The sequence below is a fragment of the Bacteroides fragilis genome (genome assembly GCF_019583405.1).
In the GTDB taxonomy this organism is placed as follows: Bacteria; Bacteroidota; Bacteroidia; order Bacteroidales; family Bacteroidaceae; genus Bacteroides; species Bacteroides fragilis_B.
The window spans coordinates 179,311-193,255 of sequence record NZ_SZUU01000002.1 but is presented as its reverse complement, the minus strand read 5'-3'; the positions used below and the strand labels follow the sequence as shown (position 1 = coordinate 193,255).

At 43.8% G+C, this 13,945-nt stretch carries 13 protein-coding genes; all 13 read right to left on the bottom strand.

What is annotated here, in order from left to right; all coding sequences use genetic code 11:
- Nucleotides 1-21: 21 nt before the first annotated feature.
- Nucleotides 22-498, bottom strand: a complete 477-nt coding sequence (locus tag FDF36_RS05125) for a DUF456 domain-containing protein (RefSeq protein ID WP_220390592.1) — start codon at nucleotides 496-498, stop codon at nucleotides 22-24.
- A gap of 4 nt (nucleotides 499-502) precedes the next feature.
- A complete protein-coding gene (locus FDF36_RS05120; RefSeq protein ID WP_220390591.1) occupies nucleotides 503-847 on the bottom strand; it encodes a hypothetical protein in 345 nt (114 codons plus the stop codon).
- Entirely contained in the window at nucleotides 844-1,059 is a 216-nt protein-coding gene (locus tag FDF36_RS05115; protein WP_220390590.1) for a sulfurtransferase TusA family protein, read from the bottom strand. The genes FDF36_RS05120 and FDF36_RS05115 overlap by 4 nt, the downstream gene beginning before the upstream one ends.
- Entirely contained in the window at nucleotides 1,056-1,376 is a 321-nt protein-coding gene (locus tag FDF36_RS05110) for a hypothetical protein (RefSeq protein WP_005798707.1), read from the bottom strand. Before FDF36_RS05110 ends, FDF36_RS05115 begins: the two co-directional genes overlap by 4 nt.
- A gap of 251 nt (nucleotides 1,377-1,627) precedes the next feature.
- Nucleotides 1,628-2,029: a hypothetical protein gene (locus tag FDF36_RS05105; protein WP_220390876.1), complete on the bottom strand. Its 402-nt coding sequence runs from the start codon at nucleotides 2,027-2,029 to the stop codon at nucleotides 1,628-1,630.
- Nucleotides 2,030-2,486: 457 nt separating this feature from the next.
- A complete protein-coding gene (locus FDF36_RS05100) occupies nucleotides 2,487-5,396 on the bottom strand; it encodes a golvesin C-terminal-like domain-containing protein (RefSeq protein WP_220390589.1) in 2,910 nt (969 codons plus the stop codon).
- Nucleotides 5,397-5,497: 101 nt separating this feature from the next.
- Nucleotides 5,498-6,220, bottom strand: a complete 723-nt coding sequence (locus FDF36_RS05095; protein WP_220390588.1) for a tyrosine-protein phosphatase — start codon at nucleotides 6,218-6,220, stop codon at nucleotides 5,498-5,500.
- A 94-nt stretch (nucleotides 6,221-6,314) separates the two neighbouring features.
- Nucleotides 6,315-8,306: a glucosamine-6-phosphate deaminase gene (locus tag FDF36_RS05090; RefSeq protein ID WP_005788942.1), complete on the bottom strand. Its 1,992-nt coding sequence runs from the start codon at nucleotides 8,304-8,306 to the stop codon at nucleotides 6,315-6,317.
- A gap of 266 nt (nucleotides 8,307-8,572) precedes the next feature.
- Complete coding sequence (gene nagA, locus FDF36_RS05085; protein ID WP_005788940.1) at nucleotides 8,573-9,739, bottom strand: N-acetylglucosamine-6-phosphate deacetylase; 1,167 nt, start codon at nucleotides 9,737-9,739, stop codon at nucleotides 8,573-8,575.
- A 137-nt stretch (nucleotides 9,740-9,876) separates the two neighbouring features.
- Complete coding sequence (locus tag FDF36_RS05080; RefSeq protein ID WP_220390587.1) at nucleotides 9,877-10,647, bottom strand: amidohydrolase; 771 nt, start codon at nucleotides 10,645-10,647, stop codon at nucleotides 9,877-9,879.
- Between the two features lie 3 nt (nucleotides 10,648-10,650).
- Nucleotides 10,651-11,208, bottom strand: a complete 558-nt coding sequence (locus tag FDF36_RS05075; protein ID WP_220390586.1) for a 1-acyl-sn-glycerol-3-phosphate acyltransferase — start codon at nucleotides 11,206-11,208, stop codon at nucleotides 10,651-10,653.
- A gap of 2 nt (nucleotides 11,209-11,210) precedes the next feature.
- The gene (locus tag FDF36_RS05070; protein WP_005780168.1) at nucleotides 11,211-11,480 is read right to left on the bottom strand and encodes a hypothetical protein; all 270 of its coding nucleotides are present in this window, start codon (nucleotides 11,478-11,480) and stop codon (nucleotides 11,211-11,213) included.
- Between the two features lie 248 nt (nucleotides 11,481-11,728).
- Nucleotides 11,729-13,939, bottom strand: a complete 2,211-nt coding sequence (locus tag FDF36_RS05065; protein ID WP_220390585.1) for a patatin-like phospholipase family protein — start codon at nucleotides 13,937-13,939, stop codon at nucleotides 11,729-11,731.
- Nucleotides 13,940-13,945: the final 6 nt, after the last annotated feature.

Below are 13,945 nucleotides of genomic sequence, written 5' to 3'. Positions count from 1 at the left end.
ACAAAGATACGGATAATTTCGCTATACGAGAGCACGGATAAAGCAGAAGATGAACCAACTGCATACGGCTACCTTCAGCACGGTGCCCAACAGAAACCCTGCAAATGCTCCAAATCCTGCTTTCAGTGCGTACTTCGTTTCTTTCCCACCCAATAATTCGCCTACAACTGCGCCCACAAACGGACCGATAAATACGCCCCAGGGTGCGAACAAAAAAATGCCGGCAAAGGTACCGATGATGCAACCCCATTTACCCCATGGGGTACCTCCGAGCCTTTTGACACCGAACATCGGAATGAAATAGTCGAGTATTTGTATCAGTACCACAATGAACAACCAGAAGAATAGTTGTGGAATGGTAAAAGAAACCTTATCAGTGAAATGCAGAAATACCAGTGCCAGATAGGCGACAGGAGGTCCCGGAAGCATAGGGATAATACATCCGGCTAATCCGATAAGCAGGCAGATGCTACCCAGAATAATCAGGAATATATCCATGCGTTCAACCTATTCTTTTTATAATGGCAATAAATTCTTCATTGGTCATTCCGAAGTCTTGTTCGCGATAGTTCACAAAGTCCTCCAGATAGTCTCCGGCTATTGTGTCCAGGATTTCCTTACCATTGAGTCCTTCTTCATCGAGCATAAAGCGGATCATACCCTGGTAGGCATGAATCGTCTTCAAGCGTTGTTCCGCTCCGGCCACTCCCATCATCTGGCAATGATGTTCATTGCGAGCTATAAGATAAACGGTAGCGTAGAACTTTTCTGCGCTACCGAATGTACTTTTGATTTTTTTGATTGCCGTTACCGGCCATTTTTTTATTTGATTTTGTATTTCGCTCATAAAATAGTAAACTGTAAAGTCATCCGTTCTCCATCATATATTTCACGGAATCCGATACCTTGTTCTGATAAATATTCCTTAAGATCCTGGAATGCAGCCACCTGATCCGTTACAATCTCCATCTTGTCACCGGAATTGGCATTACACATCGCTTTTATGGCCGGAATCAACGGGCTATAGTTCGTCAATCCACAGGTATCGACGGTAATCATGCCTCCTCCTCTTCTTCTGCTTCCTGCTTTGACAGCCAGGTGAGATAGAGTTTGATGAGTTGTTGCAACCCGAATGCTTTCATATTGTTGTGATAAATCACATCTATACAAAGGTCGAGCAGGTCTTTACTGTCTTCTTCCTGACTTGCGATCAGAGAACGTATATTGAGTTTCAGCTTTTCCAGAACAGCCTCATCTACAATTCCATTGCTGTCTATCAGATGCTGGAATAAAGAGTATTTTTCAATGGTTACCAAATTCTCTTCAGATATTTCCATGCTACGTGTGCCACTTGGATTTGCTTGTATTGTATACATAGTGTTTTTATTTTAATAGTTATTACTAGGAGCAAAGATAGAATTTAAAATGAAGAATGGAGTAAGTGGCGGGGATTTTTTTTTGATGAACATATATTTCCAATGGTTTCTCTTCCTTTCTCTGTTTTTTAGTTTTCTCCCGAATAGCTTTTAAATGGTCGTTTATGTCCGGTTTGTATTTGTCTTTATTTTCCCTCCGAATGCAGGTGCGCATCGCGGAGGGAGTTCTATGACAATTTATTTGTCACTTGTTAAGGCCACGGCTGAACGATGACCTCAATGGTTTGTCTTCCTAATGGAGGCTGACCCGGATTGAGCGGATTGTACCATTTCATATCCACTTGATATCTTCCCGCTGCAACTCCTTTTATACGTAGAATAATCATAGTTCCAAGTATATATGATTCTTCCTGTTCTATACCTTCCGGTGGATTATCACATTCCCATACCATTGCCCCGATCATGGGATATGGAGTTTCGGAAATTTCACCGACATGAAGAAATATCTGACTCGGCAACGGAGGCGGTGGAATATGGATAGGTGGAATGTCTTGCTCAATTCCTCCCGACTTTGAAATCGGATCGTTCGCCGAAGGGCTGTATGCATAGGCTACACTTCTGCAAAGTAGCATGGCTACTACTAAAAAAAACATTTTTGCTTTCATAATTATATAAAATTGGTTCATGTAGTATGCTACAAATGATCATCCGGGCACAAATAATCAGATTAGAAGACTCTATTATGAAATTAGAAAAGTATTATATAACGAAAACAGTAGAATTCGCGGGCTAACCAAATAATAACAAGAATAAAATGGTGACAGACATTGTGGCAGTTAATGTTAAATACACTTTGTTTAGATAGCAGACATTATGGCAGTATAAGCTTTAAGAGTGTCAGATATAACCGTAGAGCCGAGGGGAGGCTGCCGAAAGTAATGTTCAAAATGTAAATGTATTGGTGAGTGAAAGAAAACACAATGTATTTTTCCCTATTGATATTTTGCTTGGAAGAGTTATCCATGTAGTCTTTTGTCTGCAAGAAACTTGTTTCTTGCAGACAAAAGACTGACATCACTTATCAGGTTTCGGCAAAGTGGATTGGGATATTTATTTTTCTTCGAAGAATTTTAGTATTGCCGCCATTACTATGGCACGGTCTGTTTCGCTTTCGATGCTTTCGAATGGAAATCCCATTGCGAATATCCGGTAATTTCCTTTATAAGCGATTCCGGCACTGTATTGTCCGGGTTGATAGACAAATACCGGAAAAGCGGAATCTACGGGAACGATACAATCAGGAGCTGTAACTGCATAAGCCTTTTCGTTGGGCAAACGGGGGATTTGCAGGGTGCGTCCCAATCCGGTGATCTGTCCCGAACGAGTGTCTTTGAGTGAACCTTGGAAGCCGTATTTCAGAATTTTTTCCGTAAACTCCCGGTTACCCTGCGAATTACTCATGTCGCTGCCAATGTAAGACCCGCTGACGAGAAGGTTTCCTCCTGACTGACAGTAAGCGGTTAATATCCGTTGCATGGGTGAAGAGAATGTCTTATAATACGTTTTGCGTGCCGGATTACTTAGAATATCATCTTTCTCCAGTCCCAGGATGAAATCCACAATGGGATAATGTTCCGGTTGTATGCGCCCGTTTTCGACAGCTTCATCGCTGCATGATACGAAACTGTAGTTTCCGGCAGCTTGGATTGCCTTGCCGTGTACAAAAGGATAGTCGAAAGTGTTTCCGGCAATTTTCATTCCTTCCAGTTCGCTTCCGCTATAGCCCAGACTTCCTTTTCCTTCTTTTCCTGCCTGAGAGCGATCAAAGCCGGTCTGTGCCCCGCAGAGTGAAATATTGTATTGATAAGCGACACCGGGGTCTTGTTCCAGGTCAAATCCGGCTTCGTCCGGTGTGTCGATTACTGCCGGTCCGCTCAATCGGTTAAAACCATTGATGATCAGCACTCGTGCATGTTCTTGTTTGGCTTTATAGGCAGATAAGATTTCGGATGGAAAACTTTCGCCTCCGTGGTTGATAGCTGTAACTTTAAATGAATAGACCAATCCGGGTTCTATTTTCAGGGTGTACGAAGGTTTATTCACACGTACTCCATTGTCGAAACCACCGTATCCGATACGGGTGTATACCATGTATTCGCGGGGACGGGCGGTGGGTTCCGACGGATCGTCTTCACCCTGCCATGAGAGTTCCAGGGTGTTTCTCTTTTTGCCAAATTCGATGGCGAAGTTGCTGACGGGGAGTGGTTGCACTACATACTCCTTGTTGTGCTGACTGCTGATGAACTGTAATACGGCTTTGTAAATGGCACGTCCTACGGTAAATTTGAAATTCGGGTCGTGACCGAGTTTCATATCTGCGAAATTTTGGTGTGAAAGCAACTCGACGATAGTGGATGGAGTGGCAGGCAGGCGTGTTTCGCTATAATTGCGATCCCACATACTACGGCGTGTCCACTGTATATTGAATTTGGCACGAATGTCTTTTTGTATTTGGGTGAGAAGGAGATCTGCCAGGTCGCGTGAAGCATACCGGCTGTTTCCCGAGTTAAGAAGTCCGTTATTGAAATCGGTGGTATAGATACTGAGTGATCCCACTATATCGTTCGTTTTACTGTATCCGGCATCACTATGTAGCGCCACGTTCATTTCAAAGGGGACACCCAGTCCTTTTTGTCCGGGATTGAATACAGAACCACCGGACAGGTAGTTGATGGTGTTGGAGCGTGCATTGATGTCGTCAGCATAGTCGTTTGTTCCTTGTTTGCCTCCGTAGACATCATAGGGCATGCCTGCCCATTGGGCAGAATAACGGGCTCCCTCCAGATAGCGGGGCAGTCCGCTTACTGTGCCGCGGGATATATTTCCCATTCCTCCGCCGAAACGAACGGCATCGGCACAGATAACCCCATTTTCGCTGCTCTCATTGCTCAGTACCACCATGCCATAATCATTGCTGCCTTTGTCAAACTCAAAGGTTCCGAGATATACCCATGTACCACCGCCAATCCTTTGATTGACTTTAAATTCTGTTACACCACCTTTGTGAAATACCAGGTATTTGGCATCACTGACGCTGTTTGGAAGTGTCTGATAGGATACATATACTGCGTAACTCCCTGTTTCGGGGATAGTAGGAATCCATTCGGCAAATGCCTTATTTTTTTTCTTTTCAGTCCGGGTGAAGCGTGCGCTACCTGTCAGGAAAGGGTTTTCTCCATCTTCATATACAAGTTTTTTTTGTGCGAACCCGTAACCGTCAGTTTTCTCCCAACGGGCTTTGCGGCTTTTCATCTCCAGATAGATGGAACCGTTTCGCGTATCGTTGTCCACAATCACTTCATTCTTTTGAGTATCCCGCTCCCGGGGGGTATAGACATTGGCTCCGGCGTTCTCGAGCATAGGAATGACATAAGGCAGAATGAAGGATTGCGTGAACAGGTCTTCGGTAGTGCAGAACAGGCGTGGACGTTGCCATTCCCATTCGCCTTTATCGTTCTTGTAATATTTGCCATGGCTTTGCCACAAAAAGATGTGCCGGTTCTGCAATCCTTTGGTTATTTCGTAAGGACGGGAAGTGTTTATCACCCAAGGTGCTCCTTTATATTCTGCGTTTGAAAGTCGCGATTTATCTTTTTTCTTTTTCTCGCGAAAGAAGTTGGGAACCAACTCCTCGATAGGCCGGTTGTTGGCATAAATTGTAGTTCGGAAAAAACGTACCGGGCCGGGCAGCAATTCTTCTATCTGATGATAGATTTCGTCTACTGTTTCCGGTATAAATGGCTGATAAGCAAAACTTTCGGAAGCATAGATAGATAGTTTTCTGCCTTCGAAGTCTATGTCTACGCTTTTTAACTTACAGCTTCCGGTATTGGCAGATGCCGGGGTGTAAGTCTCAAAGTAATTACTGAGCCGCTCTTTCACGCTTTTTTCTATTTCTTGTGCAAACAAGATTCCTGTCGTAGCAAAAAGCAGCAGGAGAAATATACATAGTTTTTTCATATGCTCGGTTGAATGATTATCGGGTGCAAAAGTAGAAGAAATAAATGAAAAACCGGCAATTGCCGATAAGTCATTGGCTGAGGAAGTTGCTAACTGTCCATTTATTCGGTATACAGCATTCTCAATCTGTGGGTATCTACTCCCAATTGATTTTTCAGGTAGTTATCCATACCCTGATAGTCAGTGTCAATGGCTTGGAAAGCAGCTTCCAGATATTCTTTCTGTACTGTGGTGAGAGGGGCAAATTCGGGATGAGCTTGTACGATTGCATCATATTTCCCTTTTATATATTTGGCAGACAGCATGTAATCTTCCATTATCACTTCTCTGTCGACACCCAATGCTCCCAGTAGTAAGGCTGCGGCAATTCCGGTACGGTCTTTTCCCGCTGAACAGTGAAATAAAAGAGGAGTATTCCGTTCTTCCGAAACAATCCGGAAGAATTCCCGATAAGTTTCCTGAGCATTTTGGATGATATAAACGTATGCCTGTTCGAGTATTCCCGGTATATTGTTCAGGTTGAAGTGTGCCATATCGGTCATGTCGCCTGCTTCGATAGATAAGGGAATATATTGTGTAACTGTTGAGGGAATTTTGTCTGCCGCCGCTTTTTTTTCCTGCATGCTCCTGAAGTCTATGTCGGTCCGGATGTGCAAAGAGGTAAGATAGTCCAGATCGGATTCTGTCAGTTTGTCAAGATCGCCCGAACGGATGAATGTTTTCCATTTTACATATTTATGGTCTGATGTCGGATAACCTCCCAGATCACGAATATTATAGGCTCCCTCTATAGGGAGAAGACGGAAGAATTTTTCTTGTTTCATATATAATTTGTATCTTTTCTGTTTAAACAAAAGAAGAGTGAAGAGTTCCAAACTCCTCACTCTTCTTTATTTTTATTTCACTAATTGGCTTGGGTTATAGTGGAATGTATTCTACGAATGCTTCCATTGCTTCGTAAGAAGCCAGTCCCAAGCTGTCGTAAAGAGCGGCAGTACCTCGGTTACGGTCCTCGCTACGCTGCCAGAACAAGCGTTCGTCGTTGCCCAGGAATGGAGCACTTTCCATCTGTGACTGATGCTTCAGGATAGAGTTACGTTTTGCACGTAATTCTTCAGGACTGATAGGTACAGCCATTTCGATGTTTTCAATTTCCCATTCGGCCCATGCGCCACGATACATCCAGATACGGCAGTCTTTCAACCATTCGGCTCCTTCTTCCTTTTCAAGGTCTACGGCAGCAAATACGGCATCTGTACATACACGGTGTGTTCCGTGCGGGTCGGCAAGGTCACCGGCTACAAAGATCTGATGAGGTTTCACTTCACGGAGCAGGTTGCGGACAATTTCTACATCGGCTTCACTGATCGGATTCTTCTGGATTTTACCGGTTTCGTAGAAGGGGAGGTCCAGGAAGTGACAGCGTTCCAGCGGAATGTTGTTGTAAGTACAAGCTGTGCGTGCTTCGCCACGGCGGATCAAACCTTTGATGGTCAGGATATCGCGTGTATCCATATCGCCGTCTTTTTTGTCTTTCAGGAATTTACGGATTTCGGCGTATTTTTCACTGATCACCTGATCTTCACTGTTTATAAAGATCTGGTTGAATCCGTTGATGAAATGCATGAAGCGAACTACTTCTTCATCGCCTACGGCAATGTTTCCCGAAGTTTGGTAAGCTACATGAACTTCATGTTTCTGTTCTACCAGACGGCGGATCGTACCACCCATAGAGATCACATCGTCATCGGGGTGCGGAGAAAATACGACTACTCGTTTCGGATATGGTTTTGCACGTTCCGGACGATATGTGTCGTCTGCTTTCGGTTTACCACCCGGCCATCCGGTAATGGTGTGCTGCAGGTCGTTGAATATCTTGATATTTACGTTATAAGCAGATCCGAAGAGGGCAAGCAGCTCGCTCAAGCCATTTTCGTTGTAATCTTTATTAGTCAGTTTCAGGATTGGTTTGCCGGTCAATTGGCACAGCCACACGATTGCGCTACGGATCAGTTTGTCATTCCATTCGCAGGAAGTGACCAACCATGGACGTTGAATGCGTGTCAGGTTGGAAGCTGCTGACAGGTCGATAGCTACATGTGCATTGTTATGGGTCTGTAAGTAAGATGCCGGAATGGTATCTGTTACATTACCTTCTACACACTCTTTCACCATGTGGGCTTTTTCTTCACCCCATGCCAACAGATAGATTTTCTTTGCAGCAAGAATTGTGGCTACACCCATTGTAATAGAACTGATGGGAGTGTTGTCGATGGTGCCGAAGATCTTGGATGCTTCGTTGCGTGAACCGCTATCCAGCAAAATCAGTCGGGTGGTGGAATTCAGGCGTGAACCCGGTTCGTTGAAAGCTATATTACCTACACGGCCGATGCCTAACAGGGCGATATCGATACCGCCGAAGCTTTCGATGCGCTGTTCGTACAGGCGGCAGTATTCAAAGATGGTATCTTTGGCAATCGTACCGTCCGGAGTAAAGATATTTTGTTTATCGATATCTACATGATCAAGAAACATCTCTTTCAACGCATTGAAATTGCTGTTGATTGCATCTTGAGACAACGGATAGTATTCGTACATGTTGAATACAATTACGTTACGGAAACTGAGTCCCTCTTCTTTGTGCATGCGAATTAATTCGGCATATACGCTGCGCGGAGAATTTCCACCCGGCAATGCCAGTACGCAGAAACGTCCTGCTTTCTGTTTATCACGAATAACCTGTGCTATTTCGCAAGCGATATGGTTTGCACCTTCTTCTACAGATTCATAGATGTCTGTAGGAATTTTCTCTAATCGGGTCAATACCGATCTCTCGAATGCATTCTCTGGTCTGTAATACCTGGGGGAGACCCTGTTGAGAGTAATCTGAGAACTAAGATTTGTCTTCATAAGTTTGTTATTAATTAAGTTTGACTGAGTCTTTGTCGTTATTGGAAACTCTGAACAAATATATATAAAAACAATCAACTATACGATAAGGTTGACGGGGAAATTAAATTAAAATCTTTTTTTACCTATAAATAGGGAGGAGGGAGCGATAAACGATGAACGGTTTCGAACAATGGGCGATAAGTAATAGGCGATAAATAATAAACGATTAACGGACTGCGCCAGCACAGCCTGTTAATCGTTTATCGCTCAAAAACGTTTATCGTTTAAAACAGGGTATTTGTTTCAGGTACCAACTTACCCATGGCCCATACGGCTCTTACGTTGAGGTCTTCGTCCAGTACCAGAATATCGGCATCCTTACCTTTTTGCAAGGAACCTTTGCGATCATATACACCCATGATGCGTGCCGGAGTTTCGGAAGCCATGCGAACTGCATCTTCCAGTGGGATCTCTGCTTTCTGCACAACGGTACGGATCAGGCGGTCCATGGTGGCGACACTTCCTGCCAAAGCAGAATGGTCGGCCAGTTTGCAGACTCCGTCTTCGATAATTACGCGCGGGTCGAAAGCCTCTTTGCTGTCACTATCGGCACATGCAAGAGCATCGGTGATCAGACAGGTTCTTTCCACACCTTTTATTTTATATACGAGTCTTAGGATCGTAGGGGGGACGTGAATGCCGTCGGCTACTACTTCTACTGTCATGTCATCCAACAGATAAATGCTTTCGACTGTGCCTTCGTATTTATACTCTCTCCGTTTGTGGAAGCCGGGCATTGCATTGTAGAAGTGGGTTGCATGAGTGTATCCGGCTTCATAAGCTGTACGGATATCTTCAAATTCGGCTTGTGTATGTGCTACGGAAGGCAGTATGCCTTTGGCAGCAATGTATTTACCGAATTGCATGGCTCCCGGAAGTTCCGGAGCAGCATCCCAACGCTTGATGCAATGATACTGTTCTACGATCGGAATGTATTCATTCGGATCAGGATTTTTAATGTTTTCCGGAATTTGTCCTCCTGCCATTTTCATGTTCAGGTAATGACCCTCGAGGTGCAGTCCCAGGATAGGGCTGTTTTTTTCTTCCATCAACTTGGTGCAGGTTTCTGCAGCTTGTTGAATCATGGGGACTGTAGATGATGACAATGTGGGGAAGATGCTTGTTGTGCCATGTTTCATGTGAGTATGGACCGCTGCCCGGAAAGCATCTTCCGTACATTCCATAAAGTCGCGGCCTCCACCACCATGCACGTGGATTTCTACTCCACCTGGGACTACATACATACCTTTGACATCAATAAGTTCGGCTCCGATAACGGCCAGATCGCAGTTTGTGACTTCTAAAATCTTATTGTCTCTGATAAGCACGGAACCGTCTTTCATCCATCCTTGGGGGGTGAGTATACGTGCATTAATTAATTGGGTTAACATTCGTGTTATGAGTTAAATTAGGGTTTGTTTTTTGGTACAATAAATTGATTGTCTGGCAAAATTAGATACTTTTTTGCATTTATATACTATAATTCAAGATATATTTTTAGTAAATACGGAAAATTAGCCTTGGATATTTAGTAAAGGAGAAAGGGGTCTGCATCTTTCCAACTTGGGAATTTATGACGAAAAGTAGTGAGAGCTTCCAAGCTAAGTTCAATGGTTTGTATTTTTTCTTCCGAATCGGGAGTTCCTGTCAGGTTTTCTCCTTTAGGTCCATATAATGCGGAATACCCCGGATAGCAGAGTCCGTTGCCATCCTGTCCTATACGGTTCACACCGCATACATAACATTGATTTTCAATGGCACGTGCGCATAATAATGTATTCCATGCCTGAATACGTGGAGTCGGCCAACTGGCTACATATATAAGGAGGTCATATCCATTGTTCACATTTCTGCTCCAGACAGGAAAGCGGAGGTCGTAACAAACCTGCAGGCAGATGTTCCAACCGTTGTAGGGAATGATTACTTTCCGGTTGCCTGCCGAAAAATGTTCCGCTTCGTGTCCCATGCGGAAGAGGTGGCGTTTGTCATAGTAAAATTCCTGTCCATCGGGAGTGATCAGGAAAGCCCGGTTATAATAAGAGCCTTGTTCTTCGCAAATGAAACTCCCGGCCAATGACAAATGAAATTCTATAGCATAATTTTTGAGACTCCGGAGCGTGGTACCGGAAACCGGTTCGGCTAATAGCCGGCTGTTCATGCTGAATCCTGTTGTAAACATCTCCGGTAAAACAACAATCTCCGTTGTTCCGCGAAGAGGTAATAGCTTTTCGCGGAGTAAACGGAGATTTTCCTGTTTATTTTCCCAAATAATATCTGTCTGTACAATCGAGATCTTCATGAATCATTCAACGTCTCCAATGGAGAAGTTCTCGGGATGCTTTCCCTTGAAATCTTTGAAATAAAGTTTTATTTCACGCATATCCTTGTCAATATCTCCACTTGGCATGACTGCTTTAGTCGACGTAATGGTCTTGGTTGTATAGTCGATGCCGACCAGGACAATGGGTACTTGTGCTTTGAGCGCAATGTAATAGAAACCTTTTTTCCAGTTAGGGTTGCGTTTACGTGTTCCTTCTGGAGTGATAGCAAGGTGAAACTTTTTGCTGGTATTGAAGTGATGAACCATTTGCTCTACCAATGAGGTTTTGCGACTACGATCTACAGGAATACCTCCTACAGCTCTGAAAAGTAGCCCTAAAGGAAAAAAGAACCATTCTTTTTTCATCATGAAACTAGTTTTCCCCCCCATGGCACCGTAAAATAGTTTACCGATAAACAAATCTAAATTAGTGGTATGGGGAGCTGCGCAAACTACACATTTATCATATTGGGGTACTGTTACGTTCATCTTCCACCCCAGCAGGCGATAGTAAATAAAGCTATATATTGCTTTTTTCATTCTTAGTTCAGTTTCGCGATGGCATCAATGATTTCGTTTACTTTTGCATTGAAGTCTACACGGAATTTTTTGTAGAATCCTTTCACATTACCTGGTTCGGTGTGGCTGATGCGGCTGATAAATTCATCCTGCATTTTCAGGATTTCCGCCATCAGTTCGTCAGCTTTTGCTTTATCTGTACCCGGTACGAACATGCTGTTGATCAGACACTCTGAAAATAATTCACCTGCGATATAATTTACGTTTTTTTTAAGTTCTCTTCTCTTTGCCATAATTCCAAATGTTTTATGTGAGTATATAGAAAATATTTTCGGTAAAGATAATGACTTTCTTTGGTTCTGAGTAATAAATTTGAAATAATTAAATAAATCCGTGCTCTGCCTGTCCGGTTGTCCGGCTGTCTGAGCAGGGCCCGCAATAAGGTGTAGTCATCCGCACGGCAGGGCTACACCCTATTGCCCGGATGGCTACACCCTTTGCTTCATAGAGCTACACCCTATCGGAATACGGGTTGAGTTTATTAAAAAGAGAATCCTAAATTTACGTAGAATCCCACGTCTTTGGATTGATTGGAATATCCTAATGAAGCTTCCAACGGACCGAACATACTGTCCAGGCCGTATCCGATACTGCAACCATAGATCCGGTTACCTTTTAGGATTTTGAGAAAATTGTCATCACTCAAGGCGAAATTTCCGGCCAACGTGATATAATGTTTGCTACCCATGCGTTGGCGTAGTTTCAAGGAAGCCACGGCGACGGAATTGTGAGTTAGTTCTATATTGTAAATTCCTGCAAACGGGAGTTGTTGAGGAAGGTAACGGCCGAATACATCGCCTCCTAACGCATTTTCATAAGCATAAGGGATCTCTTGGCCGATCAATACCCTGCCGTAAAGTGCCGGGATCAATGTCAGGCGGTTACTTATGGAGAATACACTTTCCCAGGAAGCGCTGAGTGCAGAGAAAGGGGCATGTCCGTTATATCGGGCAAAGTTGTCTGTGTACAGCGAATAAGCTCCGGAAAAGTTGCTTCCCTTAGATGGAAAATACCCTTTGTCGAAAGTGTTATAACGCAGCTGTGCAAAATAGCTGATGAAATATTCGGAATTGACATCCATCGTAAATTCCGGTTTCTTGAAGAGGAAATCTTTGTATTTGAAATACTCGATTCGTGCTCCGAACCCAAACCGAAGATTTTTATACCATACATCCGAAAATCCAAACTCACCGGAATGATATTTGTAAGTAGTGTTATAGGCACGGTCACCATGGTCGTAAATGTTGATGTCATTGTATTGGAACATGTACGAGAAGTTGACGTTTCTTTGTTGCATCGGTTCCAATGTATAGTCTACCCGTGCCATGTATCGTTTGCCCAATCTCCCGGTGAGGGAGACTTTGGAGGGAATATGAGTCTTTAACTGGGCCGTAGCGTTTATTAATAATGAAGCTATCTCTTCCGAGTCGAACCGGATGCCTACATTAATCGTTTTCTCGTATTTTTTCTCTAACAGGAAGTTTAGTTTGTAACCTTCGGGAGTATTGGTCAGTGTGTAACTGGCGTTTGAGTAAGACTGGTTTCCACGCAGGATGAACAGTGCCTGCTCGATCTGACGCATACTGATTCTGCTGTTTTCTTGCAGTTTACATTTCTTCATTAACCATTTCTTATCGTTTTCTTCTACATCGGAGAAGGTGATTTCCTCCACATGCAGGGTCCGGTCCTTTGAGAACATGGTATAAGGGCCGTGCGATTGAGGTACGAACGTGTCTGCAATGCCGATTTTCTTTTTGAGAGCGAGCAGAGAAGACCATTGCTTGCGGGCTGCTACTTCTCCCCGGTGCATCAGGGAGTCAATGGCTGCGGGAGTAAAACTGGCCGAGGAATATCCTTCTACATTTACCTTTATATAAGTATCGGTCAGGCCGACATTGCTTTGATGGTTGTTTTTAGTTGTCAGGTCGATGATTTGAGAGAGTATGTCCGGAGCGCTGTTTAGTTTGTCGATTCCTTTCAGATTGTTTTGCACGTCTACCCCGATGATGATATCCGCACCCATCGATCTGGCCACGTCTACAGGGTAGTTGTTGATCATGCCGCCGTCAATGAGGATCATACTATCCTTCCGTACCGGGGTGAATACTCCCGGAATAGCCATACTGGCTCGCATGGCTGTGGCAAGTATTCCATTGTGGAACACAACCTGTTCGCCATTCACGATATTTTGTGAAACGCAGGCAAAGGGGATGGGAAGTTTGTTGAAATCTACGGAATCGTGATATCCCACTGTCAGTTCCGTAAATAGATTGGCCAGATTTTGTCCTTTTATGATGCCACCTGAAACTGCATCTTTGGGACTTTTGGTAAACGGAAAAGAGAAAACATATTTTTCTGACTTTTCACGTTCATTGAGTGACATGGCGCTACGTTTCACCCGGTCGCTCAGCAGGAACATCCAGTCTTGTTTGCGCACCATGCTGTCCAATTGCTGAGGAGTATATCCGATAGAATATAATCCGCCGATGATGGATCCCATACTGGTACCTACTATATAATCAATCGGAATGCCGGCTTCTTCTATGACTTTCAGTGCTTGGATATGTGCTACTCCTTTTGCACCTCCTCCACTGAGTACCACTCCGACTTTTTTACGTTCTTGTGCCATAGCGGGGAGTGCCAGAAAAAGTACCGGTAACAGAACTAATATCAATGACAAATGTTTTTTCATTATAGT